Annotated in this window: 19 protein-coding genes; 18 read left to right on the forward strand and 1 reads right to left on the reverse strand. The window is 42.2% G+C overall.

Annotation, left to right across the window (positions count from 1 at the left end):
- Positions 1 to 52 precede the first annotated feature (52 nt).
- The 9 genes from AB4517_RS17200 (at position 53) to AB4517_RS17240 (ending at position 12,060) form a co-directional block, all read left to right on the forward strand.
- Positions 53 to 343, forward strand: coding sequence for a hypothetical protein (locus AB4517_RS17200; protein ID WP_060981879.1), 291 nt, complete (start codon positions 53 to 55; stop codon positions 341 to 343).
- Between the two features lie 136 nt (positions 344 to 479).
- Positions 480 to 1,442: a hypothetical protein gene (locus AB4517_RS17205; RefSeq protein ID WP_372148901.1), complete on the forward strand. Its 963-nt coding sequence runs from the start codon at positions 480 to 482 to the stop codon at positions 1,440 to 1,442.
- Positions 1,443 to 1,492: 50 nt separating this feature from the next.
- Positions 1,493 to 2,626, forward strand: coding sequence for a PcfJ domain-containing protein (locus tag AB4517_RS17210; RefSeq protein WP_372148904.1), 1,134 nt, complete (start codon positions 1,493 to 1,495; stop codon positions 2,624 to 2,626).
- 278 nt (positions 2,627 to 2,904) lie between these two features.
- A complete protein-coding gene (locus AB4517_RS17215) occupies positions 2,905 to 4,647 on the forward strand; it encodes a metallophosphoesterase (RefSeq protein ID WP_372148906.1) in 1,743 nt (580 codons plus the stop codon).
- A gap of 46 nt (positions 4,648 to 4,693) precedes the next feature.
- Positions 4,694 to 5,368, forward strand: coding sequence for an HNH endonuclease (locus AB4517_RS17220; RefSeq protein ID WP_017072273.1), 675 nt, complete (start codon positions 4,694 to 4,696; stop codon positions 5,366 to 5,368).
- A 9-nt stretch (positions 5,369 to 5,377) separates the two neighbouring features.
- The gene (locus AB4517_RS17225) at positions 5,378 to 5,605 is read left to right on the forward strand and encodes a hypothetical protein (RefSeq protein ID WP_133151372.1); all 228 of its coding nucleotides are present in this window, start codon (positions 5,378 to 5,380) and stop codon (positions 5,603 to 5,605) included.
- 288 nt (positions 5,606 to 5,893) lie between these two features.
- The gene (locus tag AB4517_RS17230) at positions 5,894 to 9,265 is read left to right on the forward strand and encodes a DEAD/DEAH box helicase family protein (RefSeq protein ID WP_372148908.1); all 3,372 of its coding nucleotides are present in this window, start codon (positions 5,894 to 5,896) and stop codon (positions 9,263 to 9,265) included.
- A 135-nt stretch (positions 9,266 to 9,400) separates the two neighbouring features.
- Entirely contained in the window at positions 9,401 to 10,939 is a 1,539-nt protein-coding gene (locus tag AB4517_RS17235; RefSeq protein ID WP_372148911.1) for an N-6 DNA methylase, read from the forward strand.
- A complete protein-coding gene (locus AB4517_RS17240) occupies positions 10,936 to 12,060 on the forward strand; it encodes a restriction endonuclease subunit S (RefSeq protein WP_372148914.1) in 1,125 nt (374 codons plus the stop codon). The genes AB4517_RS17235 and AB4517_RS17240 overlap by 4 nt, the downstream gene beginning before the upstream one ends.
- A gap of 121 nt (positions 12,061 to 12,181) precedes the next feature.
- Here the strand turns inward: AB4517_RS17240 and AB4517_RS17245 are convergent, their stop codons facing one another.
- Positions 12,182 to 12,607 carry a hypothetical protein gene (locus AB4517_RS17245; RefSeq protein ID WP_372148917.1) on the reverse strand — a complete coding sequence of 142 codons (426 nt, stop codon included), beginning with the start codon at positions 12,605 to 12,607 and terminating at the stop codon, positions 12,182 to 12,184.
- 370 nt (positions 12,608 to 12,977) lie between these two features.
- On the opposite strand from AB4517_RS17245, the gene AB4517_RS17250 reads away from it, so the two are divergent.
- The 9 genes from AB4517_RS17250 to csm6 all read left to right on the forward strand — a co-directional run.
- The gene (locus tag AB4517_RS17250) at positions 12,978 to 14,639 is read left to right on the forward strand and encodes a DUF3696 domain-containing protein (RefSeq protein ID WP_372148920.1); all 1,662 of its coding nucleotides are present in this window, start codon (positions 12,978 to 12,980) and stop codon (positions 14,637 to 14,639) included.
- Between the two features lie 32 nt (positions 14,640 to 14,671).
- Entirely contained in the window at positions 14,672 to 15,526 is an 855-nt protein-coding gene (locus AB4517_RS17255; protein WP_372148922.1) for a hypothetical protein, read from the forward strand.
- A gap of 25 nt (positions 15,527 to 15,551) precedes the next feature.
- Positions 15,552 to 17,600, forward strand: a complete 2,049-nt coding sequence (locus tag AB4517_RS17260) for a protein kinase family protein (protein WP_372148925.1) — start codon at positions 15,552 to 15,554, stop codon at positions 17,598 to 17,600.
- A complete protein-coding gene (locus tag AB4517_RS17265) occupies positions 17,591 to 18,415 on the forward strand; it encodes a serine/threonine protein kinase (protein ID WP_372124831.1) in 825 nt (274 codons plus the stop codon). Before AB4517_RS17260 ends, AB4517_RS17265 begins: the two co-directional genes overlap by 10 nt.
- A gap of 5 nt (positions 18,416 to 18,420) precedes the next feature.
- On the forward strand, positions 18,421 to 21,498 hold the full coding sequence (locus AB4517_RS17270) for a DEAD/DEAH box helicase (RefSeq protein WP_372148928.1): 3,078 nt from the start codon (positions 18,421 to 18,423) through the stop codon (positions 21,496 to 21,498).
- Positions 21,491 to 22,741 (forward strand): hypothetical protein, encoded by a 1,251-nt coding sequence (locus AB4517_RS17275; protein ID WP_210464374.1) that lies wholly within the window; start codon positions 21,491 to 21,493, stop codon positions 22,739 to 22,741. Before AB4517_RS17270 ends, AB4517_RS17275 begins: the two co-directional genes overlap by 8 nt.
- On the forward strand, positions 22,741 to 24,015 hold the full coding sequence (locus AB4517_RS17280; protein ID WP_372148931.1) for a hypothetical protein: 1,275 nt from the start codon (positions 22,741 to 22,743) through the stop codon (positions 24,013 to 24,015). Before AB4517_RS17275 ends, AB4517_RS17280 begins: the two co-directional genes overlap by 1 nt.
- 396 nt (positions 24,016 to 24,411) lie before the next feature.
- Complete coding sequence (locus tag AB4517_RS17285; protein ID WP_372148934.1) at positions 24,412 to 24,741, forward strand: hypothetical protein; 330 nt, start codon at positions 24,412 to 24,414, stop codon at positions 24,739 to 24,741.
- Between the two features lie 200 nt (positions 24,742 to 24,941).
- The coding region (csm6, locus tag AB4517_RS17290; RefSeq protein ID WP_372148936.1) for a CRISPR-associated ring nuclease Csm6 at positions 24,942 to 25,718 on the forward strand (777 nt) is incomplete at its 3' end.

Genomic DNA, 25,718 nt, shown 5'->3' on the forward strand with positions numbered 1-25,718 from the left:
AATGTTCGTTGCGGTTGTCACTAAAAATAAATGAGATTTAAAAGGGGTTAATATGCTTAAAGTTGGAGTGATCGATTATATAGCGACAGGAGAAGGTCGACATATCTATATAAAAACCGGAACTGAAGACTCTATCCGAAGCAACGTTGGAGATTGGCTTTATCAAGGTGCAGACGTATATTCTATCGAAGAATGGTTGGAAATTGATAGAGCCTATGATTCCAGTAATGAGCGAAACTCAGGTGTAGTTATTCTTAAAACGTATGCTCCTGCGTTATGGGATGCGATGGTAAAAGGTTTAGTTATGAAAGTGGACATTGAATACCACGATAATCAAAGCTAACTAAGGCTTCGCTTTAGCTACATTCATTGAACCTCATCTTGGTAGATACGTTTTTCACAAGCTTATAAACCTCATTTCGAAACCCCTTTCAAATATTATGCTTCTCAACGAAACGACTTAGTTTGAGAGGCCTGTCATGTGTAAACAATCTAGCTACAGCAAATACCAAAAGCGTGTAATCAAATTTTTAAATGACCAACTTGGTACAGCTACGCCTTTCTCTTACGAAAGAACTCAGACAAATCACCTAAAAGTACTTATAGATGGTGTACCAAAGCCCATTTTTACTGGGTCTACGCCATCAGATTGTAAATCAATCAATAACTTTATGGCTGAAGTAAAGCGTGAAATTAGAGCGAGTAAAGCTGAAGTGGATGATTCGAAACCTACCCCTGAATTACCTAATCCCGTAAAAGCCTCTAACGATAAGCTAATTCAGGGTTGTATTAAATCTTTGCGCACACGCCTACCGGTGTTGAAATCTCAAGAAGAGTCTCGTGTTTTAGAGACTCAAGAGCTAGACGATATCACCCCGAATCGCTTAGACGCGGTAAAGCATTCCATCTCATTCGCATTGCAAGCGCGAAAAGATGGCGTCTATATCAAACGAAATGAAATGAAAGAGCTTGAGCAAGCAATTCTAAAGCATTTAAATTTCATGCTACCAACAATGGCTTACTACTCAGAACTCCTGGTAAATAAAAATAAATATCATCAGAAGAATCTTGCCCCTTTACCTGCAGAAACTGTGATGAATGAGTCTGATGTTCGAGAGTTTCGAGCTACTACTGTGGTGAACATAGATTCGCCTTCAAGAGATGTTCCGAATACTGAGAGCTTGGTTACCTCTAAAGTGCGCACGAATTCCCGCACCGTCAAACAACCTAGAGATTCAGCTTCAGAGCTTATGGAGATGTCTACGGATAATCGCGTGTGCATGTTAAGACGCTTAACCAAAGTACAGGCGCTGACACTCATTGATGATTTAAATCATGCGTTAGCTTTGAACCGCGAACAAGATATCGAAGCTGTCGTTGAGTTAATCCGTGATAAAGACTTGCCTTTAGAAGCCATTATTTCTCGTTTAGAGGCCGCTTAAGGTGAAAAAAATTAACCCGCTATCGTTTAACAGTTTGGTGTTTGAATAATATGAAAACTTCTTTAGCAACTATACCTACTAGTTCAATAGGATATAACTTTGATATCGTTATTTGTCATTGGAGCGATCGCTTAACGGCTTATCGCAACTATCCAGATGGTAGACAAGATATGATTGAGGGAGGTATTGGTATTGGCCTAGATTTTATCTGTAATGAGGCGACCAGAGATGGGTGGTTATCTGCCATTCCTAAACCGTTGTTAGCTCAGAGTGAAATTTTTCCAGATCACCAGTACCAAATGCTCTGGCTTGCAGCTAATAGTGTCAACGCTAGAGAGATACTAAATGTCCGACCGATTATTCTAGCGATGCTCTGTGAGCATTACCCTGTTGATAATGAACAGGCTCTAGGACTAGCAAATCAGGGACAAAGAAAGATCCTAGAGCAACTTGGACTTGCAGGCACCAAGTCTGCGTTAAGATTTATCGATAAGTTAGATTTGACGTATGAACGTGCGGGGGAAATCTTCCACGTGATGAAGCTCCTTGATGCCAGAACTTGCCATTATAAGAGGTTCAGTCATTACAAAAAAATCAACTTCTCTAGCTTATCATTAGACAATACACATCCATTTCTGACAGGTACACGTCTAGGTCAATCATTGGAGAACACCGGCTACACAACGCGACTAAAACTAACGTTATGCATCGAAGATTCATTGCGACTTGGTCAAGCGTTGGGAGTACAAGAGCCAATGCAAAACATTGTTCGCCTTGAAAACAATGAGGCTTTGGTTGCGTTGCATGATGATTGGGTGCAAAGACATAACTTAGCTCGAACACAGTCTATGAGGCCCATTGACGCCAATATACCCTATATGCGCTACCTTTGTAAGACAGACAAGATAGAGCAGATCCAAGATTATGATGACCTATGCAAGGAAGGCCCTGAGATGCGCCATTGTATCGCTGTTTATCATAACCGTATTGCTCAAGGTCGGTATGCTGTATTTAGACTTTTTCAACCTGAGCGAATGACCATTGGGGTTAGTATTCTTCCCGGCAAATCATTTCCCTTTGAAATCGATCAAATTGCTGGCGCTCGAAATAAACTAGCAACCGAAAGTACCCGTAAAGTTATATTTGATTGGCTTGAATCAGCAAGAAAAGCCAAGATAAATTGATTGTTTTTTGTAAGCTTACCAATATCCCACACATTTTATTTTAGGTAAACGGGTCACATAATCAAAACGTAATATCGTATATCGTAGCAGTACAATAAATCGTGACAAGGAACCTTCATGAATCTTATGCAGCAGTACCGATATAAACGCTACATAGCGAGGAGTCACGAGTTGGCAATATTGCGAGGATAAAATCGCCCAATAGCCAGCGGGCGATTCAATAACCCACTCACCATTCGATAATCATCAATAAACAGCGTCAGCAGTAGGAGCACTCATTGGCCTCAATTGAAAGCAAATATATTACCACTCTGTTCAGTGAATTAAACCAATACGGCCTGCGTGGTAACAGCGCATTATGGTCCATCTTACCCGTCGAGTTAATCGCCAATAGCGACCGCTACACCACCGTAGGCTTACTTAAATGGGTGGATGATTACGTTGTGACACTACTTGAGCAAGCAAGGCTTGCATCGAGTGAAGCAGGACTAGTCGGATGGCGAGCAAACGACAGCAATGACATCTATATCGAGTCTCTTAATCAAGGTGGTATGTCGGGTGGGCTACTTGATATACGTTATTGGCAAGAGGTGATGCGGCCAATGCTTGAGCAGCGCTGTCTGCAGCTAGAGCAAGGGTTACAGTTTAAGCAACAGCATCATTTGGAAAGCGTGTTTTTTATTGGCGATCTTCATGCTCAGCAAGATAAATTAACCACTTTGCTCGACAGCCAAGGGCTACCAGAACAGAGTGATGACTCTAATACCACCATTGTCTTCATTGGGGATTTAGTTGATAACAGCCCAAATTCAGCAACCGATCATATCGCGACGCTGAATACGGTTAAAAACTTAGTCGACAATAAACAAGCGCTTTGCTTACTAGGCAACCACGAGTTTAATGCGGTGGGTTGGTACCTAAAGGGCGCTGACGGAAAGCACCTTCGCGATCGCAGTAAAGCAGGCAATCAAAAACAACACGCGCATTTTCTCGCGCAGGTTGGTGAAGACTCGCCATTACATCAACATTGGGTCGAGTGGTTTATGACCCTGCCTTTGTATCTTAATTGTGGCGATATTCGTGCTATTCATGCCTGCTGGCACGAAGAGAGCATCGCACGCTTAGAGCAGTACCTTAATCCAGACCGTTCACTAAAATCAGAACATTGGGAAGAGGCTTTTAATCGTAATCACGAACTGTTTGGTCTAATTGAAACTCTGCTTAAAGGGCCAGAAGCACATTTGCCACAAGGCATTAGCTTTGCAGATAAGAATGGCATTGAGCGTAACGACATTCGTGTTGCTTGGTGGAAAGACGAGTACGCAGTAGATAGCTATCGAGAATTGGCGGTGGTTCCAGCTGCTCAAAAAACATCCATCCCCGATACGCCCGTTGAGTGTGGTGCAATGGCTTACAACACGCCACCTTTGTTTCCTGTCATCGTCGGCCACTACACACTCCCCCTGACACCGTTTCCGCAACCTGTGAGCGAGAGTGTCGTGTGCGTTGATTATAACGCCGCGAAGGAAGAGAACCCATTGGTGGGCTATCACGCTTATCTGCCCGGTTGGGACGAGTCACCCAACGAGTTAATCGGATCGCATGGCTTTGCGTATGCGAATGAACTGAACTGTGCTGAGGTGGTTAGCAACGGTATTACTCAACTGCTAAACGCGATGTTAGCCACGCTACCGGCAGCAAAAGCTGACAATGGCTTTTCTCAAACAGTGAGTGAAGTGCTGCTAACCGAATGGGACCCAATTGGGGTTTATGACCCTGATGAGGTGGATGAAGATTTGGCGGATGAGTATTCGCAATACGAGCCTGATGTTAATCGGTTGGCACAAACAGGCAATCTTCAGCAACTCGCGGCTTATTTACTGTTAACTGAGCAGAATGTTATTGGTGTTGAGCGAGAAGATGGCGCAGATTACTGCACAAAAACAGCGTACAAATTGGTAGAAAAATGGTCAGAGCTATTATCACAACAAAGTGAAGGCGATTTTGATAGTTTGTTCTGATAATTATTCGATATTTTTACAGTTACTCCAAACCGATGAGTTCTAAATGACTAAATATACAAGAAAAGCCAGTAAACATGGCCAGAAACCAACCTACACATTTACCGAAGTTAATAATCGAACGCTCAACGTGGTTAGAGACAATGATGGTGATCTGTTTGAGTACAATTTTTCTATTGGGCACAAATTTGAAACGTACGCTGGTACACCAGTAGAAATGATTGGTCTTAACCCTAATGGGGGGAACCCGGATTCAGGCTACTACATCATTGTGCGAGAAATTACACCGGAAGGTTTAGGTAAGTTAACAGATGTCAGCGCACAGAATCAGGTTGATAAAATTTATTGGGGTCTTAAACAAGCTGATGATTCTTCGATCAGTGGTGAAATCAATACACAAGAGCCACAGGAGTATGTTGAAGGAGCTGTTAAACAAGTCACTGTTAATAAATATGAAAGGGATCCAAAGGCAAGAAAAGCATGTATCGAATATTACGGTACAAGATGCCAGATTTGCAGTTTCGACTTTGCGAAAAAGTACGGACCTCATGGGTCGGGGTTCATTGAAGTTCATCATATCAAACCCCTTAATACCATCGCTAAAAGCTACAAGGTAGATCCAGTTAAAGACTTAATCCCAGTCTGTTCAAACTGCCATTCAATTTTACATCGAGGAACAAATCCTCTGAGTGTTGACGGCTTACGCTCAATTCTGAATTAAGGGAGTAAAATGATGGAAAATGAAATAGTTCAACGAATTATCGCACATTTTAACAATGACGAATGTCTCGTTACAGGTAAGAAAAGCTATGAAGCGACCCTAAGAGGCAAGACTATCATTGTGAAGTGCAATGGCTGCATTGAAGAAAATATTAAAGTGCTAGATGATGGTTCTATTAGACACAAAGAGATGACATTTAATAGCTTCGTTGAATGGCTATATTGGTATGAGATGTAAGCTTATAAGTCGCTATCATTTACGCGCTTCAATTAGAATATCTATCGTCAATGAAGACTATCTTCAAACACTTACTTTGCTCTAACTCTAGATGATTCGCTTGATGTGGAGCGAACTCCACTCGTGTAAAGACTTACAAATAACTGGCACTATTTCCGACTTTTGCTGCATAAAATGTTATGCATTGTTTCAGAGGAAATATATAACTCAATTGCATACACGGTCATCGTAATAAGAGCAATTATTTGATATAAGGTATGCAATTCAAATTTGGAGTATCAATGGCTTATGGCGACTTCTTTAAACTTCGAACTCATTCGTGAACATAACGAAAAACTGGCAAATTTAGGATACCTCGCTGAGCAGATCCTACATTTAGACCCTGGCAGCGCGATTACGCGATTGCGTGGCTTTGCCGAAGAAGTCACCAAAGAGATTTATGCCATTGATGGTTTAGCAAGGCTTCCGCAGGCAAGCTTTATGGAACTGCTAAAGAACGATGCTTTTATTGATGTCACTGAATCACGCCTTCGAGATCAGCTTCATTTCTTGCGAGTAGAAGGGAATGACACTGCACATGGTGGTGACGGTTCTACGCGTAAAGCTTATGCGGCACTGGGTACTGCTCACTCTTTATCTCAATACCTCGCGATTAACTATTACGGCTTTCAAGTGTCCGAGCTCAAGGAGCTTGTATATCCAGAGGCACCAACCTCAAATTCTTTAACGCAAAAGCAACTTGATAAAGTCATTGAAGAGAACGAACAGAAGCAACAAGCGCTGTTTGATGAATTAGAGCGCGAGCGCCAGAAGCGACAAGCAGCAGAAAGTCAGGCCGAATTAACGGCTGAACAACTGAAGCAAGCAAAAGCACAGGCGAAATCGCGTAGTCAACAAACGGCGAACAGCCTTCAATGGGATGAAAATAAAACTCGCCAGTTGTTAATTGATACATTACTGGCTCAGGCTGGTTGGGATATTAACGATCCAGAAAAAGTAGGCATTGAAGTTGAAGTCGAACACCAACCGACAAACTCCGGAGTAGGGTATGTTGATTATGTTCTTTGGGACGACGACGGTACGCCACTTGCCGTTGTCGAAGCGAAACGTTCGCGTGAACATATGCAAAAAGGCAGGGAGCAAGCTCGCTATTATGCTGAAGGTCTAGCAAAGCAACATAACTGTCCAGAGCCGATTGTGTTTTATACCAATGGCTATGAGATTTGTATTTGGGATACCAAGCAATACAACACCTATCGTCAGGTGTTTGGCTTCTATTCCAAAGATAGCCTGAAGTTTTTGCAATACCAGCATTTACATAAAGATCCAAATTTAGAACAACTCAACCCTAGCGCAGACATCGCAGGTCGACCTTATCAGATTGAGGCGATCAAATCGGTGACCAACCAATTCCAAAATCAGCGCCGTAAGGCACTGATTGTTCAAGCAACAGGAACGGGTAAAACTCGTGTATCCATTGCATTAGTTGAGTTGCTACTTCGTTCTCGCTGGGTTAAGCGCGTACTATTCTTGTGTGACCGTAAAGAGTTGCGCCGTCAAGCCGATGGAGCGTTTAAAGACTTTTTACCAAGTGAACCGCGTTGTGTCATCGGGGAGAAAAACCAAGTCGACCAGTCAGCTCGTGTATTCGTCTCGACTTACCCAGGTATGATGAACCGATTCTCACAATTGGATGTAGGCTTCTTTGATTTGATCATTGCCGATGAATCACACCGTAGTATCTATAACCGCTATCGTGACATTTTCGACTACTTTGATGCAATGCAGGTAGGTTTAACTGCAACACCAGTCAAGTTCATTGCGCGTAACACTTATGACTTGTTTGGATGTGAAAATGGCGACCCAACCTTTAACTTCGACCTAGCAGAAGCGATCTCGCATGAGCCACGTTTCCTAAATCCATTCAGAGTAAAAGAGTTCACTACCGAATTCTTACGTGATGGTATCCACTACAGCAAACTCACTCCAGAACAACAAGCGCAGCTTGAAGAAGATCTCGGAGAAGAAGAGGCGCAAAATACCACCATTAAAGGCAAAGACATTGGCAAGAAGATTTTCAGTGTCGAAACCGACAGTGCCATCCTAGAGAACTTGATGGAAAATGGCATTAAAGATGCCACTAAGTCGCTAGTGGGGAAAACCATCATCTTTGCGCAAAACCAAGCGCATGCTGAACAACTTGAGAAACTCTTCTGTGAAGATCTGTATCCACAATACGGCAGTAAAGTGTGTAAGGTGATCCACAATGCCGTTGATCGACCAGAAGCTCGAATTGACGAGTTTAAAAAGCCAGATAACGATTTCCGTATCGCTATTTCAGTAGACATGATGGACACCGGTATCGATGTTCCAGAAGTGGTCAACCTTGTGTTTGCACGCCCTGTGAAATCTTGGGTGAAGTTCTGGCAGATGATTGGGCGTGGTACAAGACTTTGTCCAGATCTGTTTGGGCCCGATAAAGACAAAGAAGAGTTCTTGATTTTCGACCACTATGGCAACTTTGAATATTTTGAAGAAGAGTATGTAGAAGCAGACACTGGCGTTAGCCGTTCACTGCTGCAAACCGTCTTTGAAGCACGCTTACAACTTGCCGATGAAGCTCAAAAGCGTGCCGACGTTAAAGCCTTTGAGCTCGCTTGCGCGCAGATGAAAGCGGATATTTGTGACCTACCCGAAGGCGCAATTGCCGTTCGCCGTGAGCTGAGAAACGTAAAACAGCTCCAAGAAACTGATCAGTTACTCCAAATGAATGGTTCCACTAGGCATTTACTGGAAACTACAATCGCGCCTCTGATGGGAAATCGCACACTAAAAGACAAAGATGCCTCAATGCTGGATCGCTTAACCTCACAAATTCAAAGTGCTCAGTTATCAGGCAGTAGTGAGATCGAAAACCTAAAAGCGGATTACATCTCTCGCTTACAAAACCTAGCAGTGACCATTACAGAAGTGCGCAAACAAGGCGATGAAATCGCAAGAGTGCAAACCCAGAAATACTGGCAAGACATTACGCTAGAGCAGCTTGAAAACACACGCACTAAACTGCGTGGGATTATGAAGTTCAAAAAGAAAGAACTGTCTCCCTATGAGAATATTCAGACAACCACAGCGCAAGATGGCGAGGTTCGTGAAACTGACCGTGTGGTGATTATCGGTGATGAAACAGAAGCCATGGTTTACCGTAAGCGTTTGAAAGATATTCTCGATAAAATGCTCGCTGATAATCCTGTATTACAGAAGATTCATAACAACCAAGCAGTGACAGAAGATGAACTAAAATCACTGACTTCAACAATTTTAACGCAGCACCCCGGTGTTGATGCGAATGCTTTGAACGCTTTTTATGGAAGAACTTCAGAAGAGCTGAGCCAAACGTTGGTTCAGCTAGTGGGTTTAGACGCCGATCTCGTCAATCAACGCTTTACCGATTTCATTCAAAATAACCAACTTAGCTACAAGCAAGTGCAGTTTTTGAATCAATTGAAACGCTTTATTTGTCAGAACGGGCGTATCAAAGTCGCAGATTTATACGAGGGGCCGTTTGAGCGCCTAACCGATGGCGAAGGCTTAGATATCTTCACCGATTCAAAAGCGGACGAGCTTGAAGCGTTAATGCAGCCATTTTTGATGCCACATTAACCAAACGGTCATTCAAAACACCGAAAAGGGAGTTTGTAAGGTTACGAACTCCCTTATTCATTATAAAATCTCATAATCTACACCTCTTAACTTTGTCGTTTGCAAAGTTAACAGCCACTAAAAGAAGAGCGCATTATGCTAACTGGTCAATTACGTAACGATATCGATGGTCTGTGGGAAAAGTTTTGGACAGGTGGGGTAACCAACCCGCTAGTGGTAATTGAACAGATCAGTTACCTAATGTTCTCTCGTATGTTAGATATGCAAGAAACCACGGCAGAGAAAAAGGCTAAACGTACAGGTAAACCGTTTAATCGCCAGTTTCCGGAAACGCCTGAAGGTCAGTTACTGCGTTGGCAAAACTTCAAAAACATGTCGGGTGCAGAACTGCTTCCTCACCTGCGTAACAACGTTTTTCCTCACTTTTCTGATATCGAGCTTAATGGTTCAGATATTGCGCAGTTTATGGCTGATGCTGATGTGGAGATCCGTAGTGAATCGGTACTGCTATCTGCGGTTGAAATGGTTGATAAGCTTCCGCTCGAGCAGAGTGATGTTAAAGGTGATATCTACGAATATCTACTGAGTAAGCTCTCTTCTGCTGGCATTAACGGACAATTCCGTACGCCTCGTCATATCATCGATATGATGGTTGAAATGCTGGATGTGCAACCAACAGATGTGATTTGTGACCCTGCGTGTGGTACAGCGGGCTTCCTTTCTCGCGCAATGGAATACCTAACGCGTACTCACACTAGCCCAGAAAGCATTTACCAGGATGAAGACGGCAACAACGTTTACACCGGTGATATGTTGCACGAATACCAAGACCACATTAATAATAAAATGTTCTGGGGTTTTGACTTCGACACCACCATGCTACGCGTCTCAGCAATGAACATGCTGCTACACGGGGTAAGCTCTGCCAACATCACATACCAAGACAGCTTGAATAAGAATTTTTCAGGTAAGGCTCAAGAAGAGAACTTCTTCGACAAAATTCTAGCTAACCCACCGTTTAAAGGCAGCCTAGATGAGCAGTCGGTAAATCCGCAAGTGCTTTCAATGGTGAAAACCAAGAAAACCGAGCTGCTATTTGTGGCGTTAATCCTGCGCATGCTTAAGCTAGGCGGCCGCAGCGCAACCATCGTGCCTGATGGCGTCTTGTTTGGCAGTTCAAAGGCACACAAAGACTTACGTCAAGAACTGATTGAAAACAACCAATTAGAGGCAATGATCTCACTACCTAGCGGTGTATTTAAGCCGTATGCTGGGGTATCTACTGGAATTCTTATCTTCACCAAAGGCGGCAGCACCGACAATGTTATGTTTTATGACATGCAGGCAGACGGCTATTCACTAGATGATAAGCGTAACCCAATCAAAGATAATGATATTCCAGAAGCTCTCGCGAAATGGAAGCGTTATAGCGAGCTATACGAAGCGAATGATACAGCGACATTGAAAGAAGAGTTTGGTGATAAAACGCAGAAAGCCTTTATGGTTTCAGCTGAAGACATTAAAGCGCAAAAGTATGACCTTTCTATCAACCGCTACAAAGAAGTGGTGTATGAGGAAGAAGTGTATGAGGACCCTAAGGTGATTCTTGCTAAGCTGAAAGCGCTTGAGAATGAGATTCTGGCTGACTTGAATGAGTTGGAGGGGATGCTATGAGTTGGAGCTTAGTACCATTACATGATGTTTGTCGACCAAAACAATGGAAAACAATAGCATCTAGTAAACTTTTAGATGAAGGTTTTCCTGTTTACGGTGCTAACGGTATCATTGGTTTTTATGATGAATATACCCACGAGCTGCCTACTTTAATGATTACTTGTCGTGGAGCAACTTGTGGTAACGTCCATATATCCAAGCCAAAGTCATACATTAACGGAAATGCAATGGCTTTAGATAGCCTTGACCATGATAAAGTTGATATAAGATATCTGTACTACTTTTTTAAAAGTAGGGGATTTAAAGATGTCATTTCAGGCTCAGCTCAGCCACAAATAACTGGTCAGGGTTTAACTAAAGTTCAAATCCCACTCCCACCACTAGGCGAACAAAAACGCATTGCAGCCATTTTGGATAAAGCTGATGCCATCCGCCAAAAGCGCAAGCAAGCCATCGACCTAGCAGATGAGTTCCTACGCAGCGTCTTTTTGGATATGTTTGGTGATCCGGTTACTAATCCGAAAGGGTGGGAGGTTAAGTCTCTGTTTGAACTTACAAAAGGTAAGTTACAAAACGGAGCATATTTCCCGAAAGATATGTATTCGGGTGATGGCGTTGAAATGGTTCATATGGGGGATGCGTTTTATGATTATATTCCTAGAGGAAAAATGAAACGAGTCATTGCGAATGACAAAGAAATTCAAAAATATAAAGTTACAACAGATGATATTCTTATCTCACGTCGTTCTTTGAATTATGAAGGGGCGGCTAAGCCTTCGTTGATTATAGACGACAAAGAACCTCTATTATTCGAAAGTTCACTGATAAGACTTACACCTAATAGTGATGTTCTAAATAAGTTGTACTTATTTGGTTATCTTTCGAATGAAATAGTGAAAGAACACAAAATTAGAAAGTTCGTAACAGGTGCAACGATTAAGGGTATAAGCCAAAAAAACCTCGAAAATATAGAGATTTTAGTTCCTCCCATTGATCTGCAAACCAAATATGAAGGTGTCGTTTCCGGTATTAGTAAGTTAAAGAGAAAAATAGAAAACGAAGATCGCTTAGCAACATTGTTTAGCTCGCTTTCCCAAAGAGCATTCTCTAGCGAACTTTAAACCAAGCCTTAAATAAACTCTAAAATTAGCAATGCTGAGGTTCTTCAGCATTGCTATCAACAACAATGGCCATCCTTTAATATCTATTCCGCTCAACCCCTTAAATTATTCAAAGGTTCAGTTACGAAAACGGGTCATCAAAACTTGAACTGCTGCAGCCAAAACTGTCATCGTCAAATAGGCTAGTGTCATCGAAACAACTGTTTGTACTGTCGTCGAACAAACTGTTGTTCATGCTATCGTCACTCAGTGAACTGATCGAGTCGTCAAAGAGGCTAGTACTATCAAAGCTATCTGATGAATCTATGCCGAATGGATTGCCTTCCACATCCACACCTCCTATGCCACCTACCATAGGTAACCCGTTTGCAGGGTTAATCGAATTGTCATCGAACGTTGTGGTGTCTTCTGAAAACAAAGTGCTTTCAATAGTGTCGGATTCAAACAGATCATCTTGGTCGTTATCGGGCGTGGTGTCTGAATGTTCACTGTCTGAAGCTGAATCGGAAGTTGAAGCCATAGGGGGGAAGTCGTTTGTCTCAGTCATGTGAGAGACGAAAAAGTAGCTAAACACTCCGATGAAGATCCCGAAAGGTATGGCCAGCGAACCAATCATGAGGCCGATGGCAGGAAAAAGAATAGCTAAGACATATTTCATGAGGAACCTCATCACTCGGCATGTTAGAAAACTAGATGTTCAAATCATCCTTATGTCTAAACAATAGCAACCCAACCATTTTGTGTTGTTATCAATGTTGAGATTTGCAGTCCATCCTTCACTAATAGTATTGACTCAATTTTTAATTTGTATATGTGATGTCAACTCTATAAATATATGCAATTTGATGATAATAGTATGAGTTAACTCGCTGATTTGTATCAGCATAACCACTTAAAGTTAATGATTACCGCTGAAAATGAATATCACCAAGCTATCTCTAACCAATTTCCGCTCATTCCAGCAAACACAAACTATCGAGTTTGCACCAGTCACCTTATTGTTCGGCCCAAATAGTGTCGGTAAGAGCAGTGTCCTTATGGCTCTGTTCTACTTACAGCATGTAATTAATAAGGGGCAATGTGACCCTCAGCGAATTGAAGCGCTCGGTAATAAATACGTTGGCGGCTTTAAGAACCTTATTAACGGTAAAGATCTCTCTAAAACCATGGTGATCAAGGTTGAGTACCAGAAACCAAAAAATCAGGCAGGACACAGCTTCGATGATAGCACTTGGTTTATTGAGGGTTTACTTCAAAAAGCGGCTCAGTTAGGTGAGTCCGTATCTGAACCTTTACTCAATATGAGTAGCCCTAGTGAATGGGCCGACGAGATCGCGATTGAGTTTGAAATCAAGTGGTCTCACGCTGAAAAAACAGCGTTTGTCTACCGCCAATCTGTGTGGTTAGACAACGAGTTCATTCTGGAAGTGAAGAACACCAAGCCGAACGACAACGCTGAAGTGAGCCGAGTTAACTATCTTCATCCTTTATTTAAAACGGATGACGAAGATGACACAGAAATGGCTTATCGGGAAGATGGCTCCTGCGGTGAATTTCATCACCATGTTTTAGAAGCAGCAACCTCTACCCCGATAGATGTATTGTTACCGAATAGTCAACGAAGGTTTGTTCACGCTCCATTTCACTTTCAATCTCGATCAGGTGCACTACCAAGGCTAGATAAAAGGTTAGAAACGAGCTTAGAGTCCGAACATGACTTGATTACTCGCAGAATCGAGGAGATTTTTAGTGATGTGATTGTCGCATCGCTCGCCAACCTAAACGATGTTCTTTCAGACAGCGTTGCTATTGGACCACTAAGACAAATTCCTGATTCTACTTTCGATGCTGAAGATAAGGTGATTCAAAAGGATTGGTACTCGGGTAAGGCGAGTTGGGACACCATTTTCAATGCCGATATGGAGGTGGTTCATCGAGTTAACCGCTGGATGGCAGGCCGTGATTGGCTTGATCTTGGTTATGCCTTGGTTGAAAAGTCTGAGCAAGGGCGGATCGACTATATCAGTGATGGCGATAAGTTTAGTGATTTCACACGTAGACAACTGGATGAAGCGTCGAGCGAAGGTGTCAACCATAAGTATTTTTCTTCACGAGAGTATCAACACGACGTGGTTACCTTGTGGGACCTTTCAAATGATATTGAGGTTTCAGCAAGTGACGTTGGTGCCGGCATTTCACAAGTTTTCCCCTTGGTGGTTGCGGCAGAGTCTAACAAGCGTGGCCTGATTTGTTGCGAGCAACCTGAATTACATTTACATCCCAAAGCACAAGTTTCATTGGGTGATTTGCTAACTCAAACAGACAGTAAAAACCACTACCTAATTGAAACTCACAGTGAGCATTTAATTCTGCGTTTACTTCGCCGTATCAGAGAAACGACAGATCAAGCGTTGCCAAGTGGCTTTACGCCAGTTAGCAAAGCGGATCTCTCTATTGTCTATCTAGAGTCTTCTGATGCAGGAGTTGTGGCACATAAAACACTGCTTACCGATGATGGTGACTTAGAAACAGGTTGGCCGAGTGGTTTCTTTGATGAAAGAGATGAGGAGCTTTTCTAATGTACAAGGAGATAGCACTCGACCCTCACTGTATGTCGGAATATCACTATTATGCGTTGCTTAAAAGTGCCTTTGGTTTTGAAAATGGTCGGTATTTGATAGCCCCAACTAAAGAGTGGGTCAGGGAGGCGTATCAAAGTGTTAAGGCTTCCGATATTGCGCCGACCAAGAAAAAGTCTGTGACTAATTTTCTTAATAAGTTGCAGCGAGATAAAGCCAATCCTTTCATTGTGTTACCAAAAGATCGAGCAGATTCAACACTGCAGAGTAGGTATGAAAATTGGCTCAATTGGATGACATCACAACACTCACTAAGAGCATTCAACGCCGTTGTGTCAGAGCAAGCGGGCACAGAACATATCAATTATGAGCAGATCATTGATGGAGATACGAGTTGGTCGATTCCTCCAACTCTTTGGATCGATAAAACCGAGCACAATATCTTAGATGTGACTGTTCCACTACTGAATGTGGGAAAAGATCTAATCATTGCGGATCCCTATTTTAAACTCCCAGGTAATGCATTGCTCAAAGCTATTTTGCGTAGGGCCACATCCTCAGGTGTTCGCACCGTGAGTATCGTGACCACAATGGATTGCAGTAATTTATCAGGTGTTTTTGAACGCGAGTATCAAGCTTCAATGGTTGATTTACCGTTGGTGAATTATATCCGTGTACCACATGGGTTTATACACGATAGATATCTGCTCAGTGATAAAGCGGCCATAAAAGCGGGGCAAGGCTTTTCAACAGCACCTGAAAAAGGCCTGCAGTCGGATCGATTAAGCATCAGTTTGTGCGGTTTAGAAGAATATAGAGAAACCAAAGCGTGTATCGACGAGTATCAAAACAAGCATCCAGAAATGTGCACGCGTTTGGGTGAATAATAAAACAATGGCTTAGATAAATATTATGGAATTACAGTTTAAGGATGTATCCGGTAAAGACAATATTGGCGATTTTACTTGGATCCATCAATCAGGGCGTCAGGCACTTATCGCAGACCTGGTATCGGGTTGCGACGTTGCTAGGGGGATAGACCTGCTAAGTAGTTGGTTAACCGTGAATCAAACTAATGAGCTGTTTGTCGCGGAACAAGTGATAGAAGATCTGCATCAACTCTTTTTCAACAATGGGGTTCAATCTACATTTGGCATCATCACTCAGAAGGCAGAAGAGTTTGAATTGTCTTGGGTAGGAAATATTCGGCTTTATCGAGTTGAGAAGGGGGTTAAAAGAGCCGAATCTCGCGGCTTTGAATCACAACCTATTTCTGTTGTTGGAAGTGAAGTCACGCCTATCGTTCATCACATGACCCTTGATAATGATGGGATTTCGAAGTTTATTTTAACCAGCGACGGTTTAAGCAGCCAAATGATGTGCGAGCTTAACTTAACCTCTGATGCTCTAAGCAGTGGCCAACTGCAAAAAAAACTGCTTCCAGCGGTTGTCGACCAAGACTGGTCTGCACTTATCTTTCCGATGGCGAACTCGCACTCTTTTGTAGCAAATGACTGGCCATACAACCCGTTTGTCGGGGCTCAAGAAGAGCGTTTACATGAACGCAGAGGCTTAGCTGAATTAGCAACACAACTTTTCACACAACCGCTTTTTGAAGGTTTTAGAATTGTCTCTTGCCCTCCGATCTTGAGTGAAAACTCATCCCGTTTGTTTGATGGACTGCTTATTTATCCGTTTGGTGTGATCCCGCTTGAATTGAAAGATCATCACGGCAATATCGCAGTTGATATGTGCACGAACAAACGAAACAGCTTGTTGGTCGATAATGATATGGGTCGCACTTACCTCTCGAATCCGGTCACTAAGCTCAGAGAAGCCTTAAGAAGGTTTGGAGATTTACCTGAGTTAAAAGCGCTGCTGCCAGAATTAAAAAATACTGGCTTAGTACTGTTTACGAATCGTAACGCCAATGTTGAGTGTATTTATGATGGTCAAACAGTTTCGGCTCCTTTTATGGAGATGGGGGAAGTCATGGTTGCGCAAACCGAACAGGTATCTTCGCTACTCGTTAAGTTCTGCCGCTCTCGATTTGGTAAAAAACCAAAACGGCGTTTGCTTGAATCGGAAATAAATCGGCTCGTTCAGGAACTGACGGCATCTCCTGTTGAACAGTATCAAGGTGCCATCACCGTTGGAGATTATGAAGTAGAGCTGGAAGCGGTTGAGTCGGAGTCAACAGATTACTTTACCGTTTACAACGCCGTTCTATTTAACGAACAGGTTTGGGCGAAGTGCTTTAATTTAGATCACTTAAGTGCTGTACATCGCCAAACCGAGCTCAAGAGCTTGGGCCGAGAAGCTCTAGTGCTTAAGCGCTTAAGCAGAGTGGATGGGGTTCAACGCTATCAAGATAAGGAATTACTTGAAGACAAGTTTTATGTGTTCGTTGAAAAAGCTCCTGCTGTAACACTTGAACAATGGCTTAGTGCGAACCCTACAAGAGAAGAAAAACTCAACCTACTGATCGAATTAGCAGAAACCATCCAACAGATTCAGAGCGTGGGTGACCCCGAGATTATTCATCGAGCCATTAACTTATCAAATATTCGTGTCACCGAACGAAGCGAGCCAATGTTGATAAATTTCGAGTTATGTCAGCAAGAAATGGTTGCGACACTGCCCCTAAATGCTAGAAGAACGTTCGAGCAGAAGTACCAAGCGCCGGAAGTAAATGAACCTGGTCAGTCTTTAACGTTTTCTTCCGATATTTTTAGTCTGGGATTAGTCGTGTTTTATTCGTTAAGTGGGGAACTGCCGTTTGAGCAATCGACAAAAGAATTAGTGAGTAAGGGGCGCCGCCCAGCGTATTGGAAACAGCTGTGCCAAAAGTTAGAGCTATCAGGACAATATGCTGAGTTTTGGCAGAGAATACTTCACGTTACACCTAAATACCGTCCAACAATTGAGCAAGTGATAGAGGTCTTAAAGACATGGAAATGACAACAAATGGCTATGCCAAACAATACCCCAAGGAAAAGGTAATCTATCAGTGTGAAGCGACGAAACGTGCTTTTTATCGCGTCAAATTGCCTCAGCTTGGCTTGTATTACGGGTTAAAAGAGATTGAGGTCGAGGATCTTAAAGCTAGTAAAGCCATTAAAAATGAGATTGTTGCTCTGAACCGTTTGCCGTTTGGTGTTGCAGCTAAGTGCCATCAATATTGGCAAGAGGGAAAGAAGCATTATCTTCTCATGGACTGGGTTGAAGGTAAGCCTCTTAATGAGTTTGTAACGACGGCACCAAATAATCGTAGAGAGTTTGCACAACGCCTGCGCTTGGCAGAGAAAATTGGTTGGAAGTTGGTTGAACTTCATCGTTATCGTGTTACCCATCGAGACCTGAAACCAGAAAATATCATTGTGCACAGTGACAAAAATCAGAATGTCACCGGAGTCAGTTTTATTGATTTTGGTTTATCCAACCAAAAGCGTTACCTTGAGGAAGGGACAGCACATTATCGCTCTCCAGAGCAAGAATTTGTGAGACACGTGAGCCTCACTCAGTCGTCGGACATTTTTTCATTCTGCCAACTTATTCACTATTTATTGACGGGTCAACCATTGGTACTTCAGCCAAATTTTGATAATTCGGATTGGGATGAGATGAACATTCACTTGCCTACCTCTATACCATCAAAGCTCCATGATACATTGCAGCAGGGGCTAACGTTCGACTGTAATAAGCGCAGTAAACAAGTATTTACTATCGTCAAAGCCTTACAAGAGGCTTCTAAGCAACTCAATAGCAAGGGGTAATCCTAATGTCTGTATACAATCAAACCGTGCCTTTTTGGCCGGAAGATAAATCAGCTAAATATGGTTCCGTTCTTCCTCTATTGTATCGTTTGGAAAATAATTATCTGGATAAAAACTGGCCTGACAATGGTGAAGGTCAAGAGGCGGTTATAAGCCAACTAAAGTCAACTAACAAAGCTTGGGCTTCTTCATTTAAGCCGAAAGATACCGTCATCGTCACCTTACTTATTGGTAAATATAAAATCACAATTAATGTTGCCAAGAGTGAGGAGAAACCTAGGCTTTGGGTGAGTCGGATTTACTATGCGAACAACCAAGACCGCCAGCGCATGCTGGAGCACGGGACTTTGCTCGAGTTTGATGGCATTGAGTTTCTGACGGGCCGAGAATTTGGCAATGGATTGGAAGCTCGTGATGTTAGGTTTAAGTATGGCTTATACGCAACTGAGTTACTCGATGCAATCAATTCTCCATGGAATGTGGAGGGCGAAGAGCTAGAACCAGAACAAGCAGAAGAGGAGGCGCTTTGCTACGAAGAGCAAGAGATGGTCGATGTGTTGCGCTGTTTCATTGACTCTGAGTATGAACTCGAAAGAATTGCGGCTCAGCAATGTATGCCTTTCAATGCGACCTCTATCAGTGCTCGAAGTGAGCGAACAACCTACCGTCTTCACTATGAAATTACGTTGGATGAATTCGATTATTCCCGCTTACTTGAAGTACAACCAACGCTGCTTGAAATGCTCGACGAAATGCGAGAGCCAACAGATATATTATTAGAGGTGGCGGATCTCACCCCTGTAGAGAATGAACCTATCATTCACGTTAGCATCGAGAAACAAGCGTTAAATTCACAAATACCAGATCAAGCGCTTTTGGCTATTGCGGCTCTACCGACGTTAAAGAAGGTAAGAAACTCCGTTGTAGATTCTTTAGAGTCTGAGTCATCCAAAAACCCATGGTTGTTACCTTTAGCCGCTAAAGTGTATCAACATGAGCCTCTTACCCCAGTTAAGGTTCCATTACCTCCAAGTAAATTTCCACCGACACCGTCGCAAGTTAAAGCGATTGATAGTGGTGCTGGTAGTAATGATTACACTTTGGTTCTAGGGCCTCCGGGCACAGGTAAAACCACGGTTATTCTTCAGTGGGTGAAGTACTTCGCGGCGCAGGGTAAACGTGTTCTTGTGACATCGCAAAACAATAAAGCGGTCGACAATGTTCTAGAACGTTTGGCTGAAGAAGACGATTTTGAGTGTTTACGTATAGGCAACGAAAATAAAATCAGCTCTTGCTTGGAGGACATTACACTCGATAATAAAGCCGCTGAATTGCAAGCGCGTATGTTTAGTTCAGCCGATGAGACACTGAAAAACCTAGAGTCTCAACTCACTTATATTCATGAACTGCTTGCGAGTAGAAATGAAATTATCGCGAAAATGGATAATGCAGATAAAGCTCAAAGTGATCACATCCATCATATTAATAGGCAGAAAAGCTTACACGTAGAGTTGGCTGAAATAGAATCGCATATTCTTTCTCACGACAATGTTATTCGTCGATTAAATGCTCAATTGAAAGAAATTGAGCAAAAAGAGTGGCCGATTTTTAAGTCTGTTTCTCGATGGATAAACACTAAAAAGACCAATCTAGTCAATAGCCGTATAGAAAGCTCTCATATAAAGTCTGGAAAACTTAGCGAATCACGAACAACGACTATGGCCTCTATTGCCAATACAGAGAAGTCTATAGAGGAAGCTCAACAGCTTATTGAAAGCTGTAATCAACAGATTGATGCTTACTTTAGAAAGGTCACTTCCCTAGTTGATGAGGTAGTTCTGCCAGGGCAGTCTGAGGACAGAGTAACGAAATTAGAACTGGTTCAATTGGATGAACTGTTGCGTAAAGTTTCGGGTATTCATAGCAACCTCACGCAGTGGTTCAATAAATTGAAAACCGAGCGTCAACAGGCGCTGTATAAAATCTTAATCGAAAACGTAAACGTGGTTGGTGCTACTTGTATTGGTATCAATACCAAAGCCCTATTTAGAGAACTCGACTTTGATGTTGTGATCGTAGATGAGTCTGGTCAGATACAACTCCACAACTTGATTGTCCCTTTGTCCCGAGCCAATAAAGCGATATTAGTAGGGGATCATAAGCAGTTACCGCCTGTCGTCAGTGATGAAGTACTGGAAGAAGTTGAAGCTAAAGACTTCGGAGACTACAAAGACCTTTATCGACTGAGTTGGTTTGAGCACCTATGGAATGCCGCTCCGGACGACCGAAAAATCATGCTGGATACACAATTCCGCTGTCCTTCCATTATTAGTGATTTTGTCTCGGAAGCTTTTTATGAGGGCAACTATTTTGCTGGTGTCGGTATGGATAAGAAAAAACCGCTACTGTCATATTGCCCACAGCCGATGATTTGGATAGACACGACTTGGTTAGAAAATAAAGGTGAAAAGTCGACATCAGAAGAGGGCAGAGCGGTGGTGCAAGATAACGTTTGTGAGACAAATCTAGTTATTGAGCTTCTTAAGTCTTCAATTCAGGAGATGCCAGAACTTGCTGAGAACCGAGAGATAGGGGTTATTGTTCCCTACGCAAATCACGTGAAAGCCATCCAGAACGCAATACGCAGAGAACAAAAGCGTGGTGAGCTACTGGAACTCAAGATGCCACTAAATGAACTGGTTGCTTCTGTAGATAGTTTCCAGGGGCAAGAACGAGATTTGATCATATTCACATTCACGCGTTCGAATCGACAAGGTAAGGTTGGATTCCTTGCGGATTGGCGCCGACTTAATGTTGCTCAAACACGAGCTAAGAAGCAGCTTGTAATGATCGGTGATTCTCAAACATTGACTAAAGGTGCAGACCGAGATAGTGCTCATGATGTGGAATTCAAGAGAGCGATGGTGCTGCTGAAGAGTCAGTGTTATGAGAAAGGGGCGCTAATCCAAGCGAGCCGTTTTCTGCCAAACGAAAAGGTCGTTAAGCGCCCAAGCGTTCAAAACAAATATAGAACGACACACAATCCTAGCTCTAAAACAATGTTGGTAAGTGAAAATGGCTAAAAAGAAAACAAATAGTAATCCTTACTTCAATGTCTTGAAGAGTTACGCTGAAGTACTAAATTCTCAGATCGGATCTGATGAAACGCTCTTTTATGTTCGAGATAGTCTGTTACCGATTCTAAATGTGAAAATATTGGTAAAAGAGCGAAGTAGAGAGGAGTTAAGTGATATAGATTTAATGATCTTCAAGTTGATAGAGCAAGGTATCAGTTCTGTTCAATCTATCGTAACTTTGACTGGTTTAGCAGAAAAACTTGTCACAAAGCACTTGAGTGAAATGGCAGGCCGTTCCTTTGTTACTTTTATTGATGGAAGGTTTAAATTAACAGCGTTGGGGGAAGAGACGCTTGAACACGGTGTCCCAATTCGCACCGTGCAGCGAGCCTATCGCTATTGTGCTGTTTCAGAACAACTGCTGCCGAAAGATGCGTATAAGTTACCTTACACCGAGGTAGATAAGCTTCGCTCTAGCGACTTTACACGTACGATTAGCTCGAACCATATCTTAGAAGAGTCTCAATTAGTTAACCTTAAAGGATTAGACTTATCAAAGGTCAGTTCGAAAAGAGCACTTGGTATTACCGACGAAGCATTATCCTTTGACGAGATTATTGGGTACTCATCTGGTTATCTTCAAACACGGGTCTTTTTGGTCGGCAAAAATAAGCCTCAAAGAGCGATTGTGGCATTTGGAGAAACCTGCGTTGAATATGATTTAGAGGGAATATTGGCGACAGTTACAGCATTAAATGACGAAAATATCATAGGTAACTTAAACGAGTTTCATCAAAGGCAAAAGGTCTCTTTTGGAGATGGAGAAGTCACACTTGATGAGTTCGGTCTCCCAGTTGTCAATATTACGCGAGCAAATCTCGATTGGTTGTCAAAAGGGTTAGAGTCAGGGCAGAAAGCCATCCTTATGTGTGGGACTCAAGCTTTACCTGCTAAGCCTATAGGCTTGAAAGCTTGGGGTAGGCTATCAAGTATATCTGGCTTGACCATTCGTTACTGTCTGCTTGAGGAAGAGTTACAAAAGGATGCATCTAGCCTAAGGGAGTACACTGATTTATGTGATTCGTATATGAGAATTCCTCGAGACGAAAGACCTTATTCAAAGCTAAGTGCTTACATTGAAAATACACTATCGGTGGAAGAGATAGAGCATGTACGTGTACTTGCTGAGCGCTATTCTATAGCTAGGATCAGTAATAATTTACCCAAGACAGAGGCGGTTGAAGCTTAATGGCTGAGTATAAATGGCAGGGGTGGGGATTTTTACCGCTCTTTATCTCAAAGAAATCATTTTTAGAACTTGTGAACTCAGGAAATTGGAAACATTGGAGCGAAGATTTACAAGATCATGAGATCAAAGATATAAGACGCTTCTATACTCGATCTAGTGCCGATTTGTTAAGGCCAATGAAACAAGGTCGCTACGTGTTTGAAGCTAAATTGAGTGATAGCCCGTTGTTATCTTTGGTACCTAATCAACAATCGTTTAATCACGAATTTTCGGTCTGTATTACCAAGCTACAGCTTCTCCAAATGGGCGAGGTGAGTCTGCTTTATTTGCATTTTGAATCTAGCGATAACCTAAGTGCAACTAGTATTGCTGAGCTCAATAGAACTGTTTTTCAATGGGAGCCGAGAACGGAAAGGCATAATGTTTGTCTATGGGAGGATTCAGAACAACAAAAGAAAGGATTAAAGCAACACATTAGTGACTTACTAAGCCTTCCTCTAAGCAATAACAGCCACTATGAAGAAGATGCTTTTGGTCATGAGCTTGTTAGTTGTTCTTGGATTAAGCAAGTAAGTGATTTTGACCAATCTGACACTATTTGTGTGAGTGAGCTTAGCGCAGGAATCAATTTTTCTAACCCTAGGTATAAGCTCTCTGAAAACGAAAAACAGAGGCTTATCGAGAACCAATTTCACTACTGGTCTGATTGGCGCTGTCAATTTAATCTGAATCGTCTTGTTTTTGTAGATCAAACCCCAGGAGAATCATCACTAAACTGGAACTTAGCGACGAACCAGTACTATCTTGATTTGTTAGCCGCGGTAATTTGCCAACGAACAACGCTCGGTCGTTTTAAAGATGAGATGATTTTAAGCCCGAACAAAAAAAGAGCGAGGCTTTACGAACGGATATCCCTATTTAGACGATCGTATAAAATGTCTCATGTCTCTACTTACCCTTTTGCAGAGAGATTGTATCAATATCTGTGCTGCCAAGCAGATTTAGAGTTAATAGAACAAAAAGCATTCGTCGAGCTGGAGCATAACCATGCGTTATGGAAGCAAGAGAAAGACGAATCATCCAACACGGTTTTGTTGTTAGTATCACTTGTGGCTGCTTTGCTCGTCCCCGCCAGCTCTATAGCCACAATTATGGCATTAACAAAAGAACAAATGAATCTAACCTTTTGGGCTATATCTGGAAGTATCACTCTAGTTACCGCGATTGTAATGGTGTGGCCGCCACTTAAACGTTATTTGAAAAGTAAAGATTGATGAGAGAACCAGAATCGAGCAGTAATTTTGTAATTGAACTTATTATCGGCATTGTATTGGTTGTGTCTCTTGATTCGGCCTTAATAGCTGTACTAAATATTAGCTTAGTACGGCTAACTGGTAACCAATTGGTGGATGTTTTGTTAATGAGTTTGTTCTTTTTTGGTTTGTATATGACAAAAGTATCACTGTGGCTAAGGGTGCGATTAGTGTCTTTTATCTATAGGTTTTGCAAGTAAACTTCTTAGCTACTTTACCCAAATATGACTCTTTCTATAAACTCTCAGCTCAAACACGCAGGGAGTTTCTCATTTTGAGCATTCATAAGCTTAAGAATACCAATCTGAATTATCTAACTTTTATCATAGCGTTCGAACAAACAAGGGTTTAGCGCATATGACGATACAATTGGTAAAAATTCAAGGTGATGAGACACCGCTGTTCGCCCCGTTTTCTGGAGTTCAAATTGCAGGAGAGGGCGTGCAGAGTTGGCATAAGCTTGAGGAAGATCCGACGTTTCTATTCGGTTTTTGTTTAGAAGCTGGTGAGTTTGTTTATATCAACAATGAATTATCTCAAGCTGTTGGTTTTGATATTTCTGATGTTGAACTTACGGTAGAGCAGCTTTGTAGCATGCTGAAAGTTCGCAATGGTGTTTGTATAGAGCACAATACTGGCTGGGGCGGTAGCTACATTGTAGCGTTTGGGGAACTAAGTGAATGCTAACACAAGGTGATCTATGCCCACACTGTGGTTTGATAATTATGATGCCAACTGACTTAACTCCAGATTGTCTAGGCTGTGGAAAGATTATCAATCAGGAGACAGACCAAACAGATGGTGACGAATTTTATGGTATCTAGACGATAGCATAACTATTAAGTCCTTCTTTTTCATACAAGACCAAATAACTTAGTGAGCCTATTTTGAAAAATATTTTGGTAGCCGTGACAGGCGCAAGCCCTCAAGTCCTAACTGAAACGCTGTTTGCATTGAATCATCAAGGTAAAACAATGCCTGATGAAGTATTTGTGATTACTACCGCTAACTCTAAGCTAACGCTAGAAGAAGGGTTGTTTCAAGATGGTCATTGGAACAAGTTAATACAAGATTATCAACTTCCAGACATTAAGTTTAGTTCTGACAATATTTGGTTGATCTCTGATGAAGAAGGCAATGTGTTAGATGATGCAAAGGCCGAAGCAGACCAAGTCGTCATGGCTGACTTTATTACACAGAAAGTAGAGGAGTTGACTCGCAATGACGATGTTGCGATTCATGCTTCAATTGCTGGTGGACGAAAGACAATGGCTTTTTACATGGGCTACGCAATGTCTTTGTATGGTCGTGAGCAAGACGTGCTGAGTCATGTGTTCGTAGACGATGATTTTGAGTTTGTGAGTGAATTTTATTACCCAACTCCTTATGATAAGTACATCGTCGGGAGAGATAAAAAAAAGGTCGTAAACACCAAGGACGCTAACGTCACCCTAGCTGAAATCCCGTTTGTAAGAATGCGTCGTCAGGTTGATGAGTCAATTTATAATCAAATGCAAAGCCATTCGTTTTCAAAAACTGTATCAGCTTTGAATAGCGCTCATAGCTCAGAAATTAAAGTAAAAATTTCGACCAAGGATAAGACATTAGATGTGGCTGGTGTACCTGTAAAACTTACAGCTAAAGCGCTAGCTATTTACTTATTC

This window comes from Vibrio sp. 10N.222.52.C3, from assembly GCF_041474195.1.
Taxonomy (GTDB): Bacteria; Pseudomonadota; Gammaproteobacteria; order Enterobacterales; family Vibrionaceae; genus Vibrio; species Vibrio crassostreae_C.

Excerpts from the sequence above, each read along its gene's own strand:
- AB4517_RS17200 (WP_060981879.1), top strand. The coding sequence starts at position 53 with ATGCTTAAAGTTGGAGTGATCGATTATATAGCGACAGGAGAAGGTCGA.
- AB4517_RS17205 (WP_372148901.1), top strand. The coding sequence starts at position 480 with ATGTGTAAACAATCTAGCTACAGCAAATACCAAAAGCGTGTAATCAAA.
- AB4517_RS17210 (WP_372148904.1), top strand. The coding sequence starts at position 1,493 with ATGAAAACTTCTTTAGCAACTATACCTACTAGTTCAATAGGATATAAC.
- AB4517_RS17220 (WP_017072273.1), top strand. The coding sequence starts at position 4,694 with ATGACTAAATATACAAGAAAAGCCAGTAAACATGGCCAGAAACCAACC.
- AB4517_RS17225 (WP_133151372.1), top strand. The coding sequence starts at position 5,378 with ATGATGGAAAATGAAATAGTTCAACGAATTATCGCACATTTTAACAAT.
- AB4517_RS17230 (WP_372148908.1), top strand. The coding sequence starts at position 5,894 with ATGGCGACTTCTTTAAACTTCGAACTCATTCGTGAACATAACGAAAAA.
- AB4517_RS17235 (WP_372148911.1), top strand. The coding sequence starts at position 9,401 with ATGCTAACTGGTCAATTACGTAACGATATCGATGGTCTGTGGGAAAAG.
- AB4517_RS17240 (WP_372148914.1), top strand. The coding sequence starts at position 10,936 with ATGAGTTGGAGCTTAGTACCATTACATGATGTTTGTCGACCAAAACAA.
- AB4517_RS17245 (WP_372148917.1), bottom strand. The coding sequence starts at position 12,607 with ATGACTGAGACAAACGACTTCCCCCCTATGGCTTCAACTTCCGATTCA.
- AB4517_RS17250 (WP_372148920.1), top strand. The coding sequence starts at position 12,978 with ATGAATATCACCAAGCTATCTCTAACCAATTTCCGCTCATTCCAGCAA.
- AB4517_RS17255 (WP_372148922.1), top strand. The coding sequence starts at position 14,672 with ATGTCGGAATATCACTATTATGCGTTGCTTAAAAGTGCCTTTGGTTTT.
- AB4517_RS17260 (WP_372148925.1), top strand. The coding sequence starts at position 15,552 with ATGGAATTACAGTTTAAGGATGTATCCGGTAAAGACAATATTGGCGAT.
- AB4517_RS17265 (WP_372124831.1), top strand. The coding sequence starts at position 17,591 with ATGGAAATGACAACAAATGGCTATGCCAAACAATACCCCAAGGAAAAG.
- AB4517_RS17270 (WP_372148928.1), top strand. The coding sequence starts at position 18,421 with ATGTCTGTATACAATCAAACCGTGCCTTTTTGGCCGGAAGATAAATCA.
- AB4517_RS17275 (WP_210464374.1), top strand. The coding sequence starts at position 21,491 with ATGGCTAAAAAGAAAACAAATAGTAATCCTTACTTCAATGTCTTGAAG.
- AB4517_RS17280 (WP_372148931.1), top strand. The coding sequence starts at position 22,741 with ATGGCTGAGTATAAATGGCAGGGGTGGGGATTTTTACCGCTCTTTATC.
- AB4517_RS17285 (WP_372148934.1), top strand. The coding sequence starts at position 24,412 with ATGACGATACAATTGGTAAAAATTCAAGGTGATGAGACACCGCTGTTC.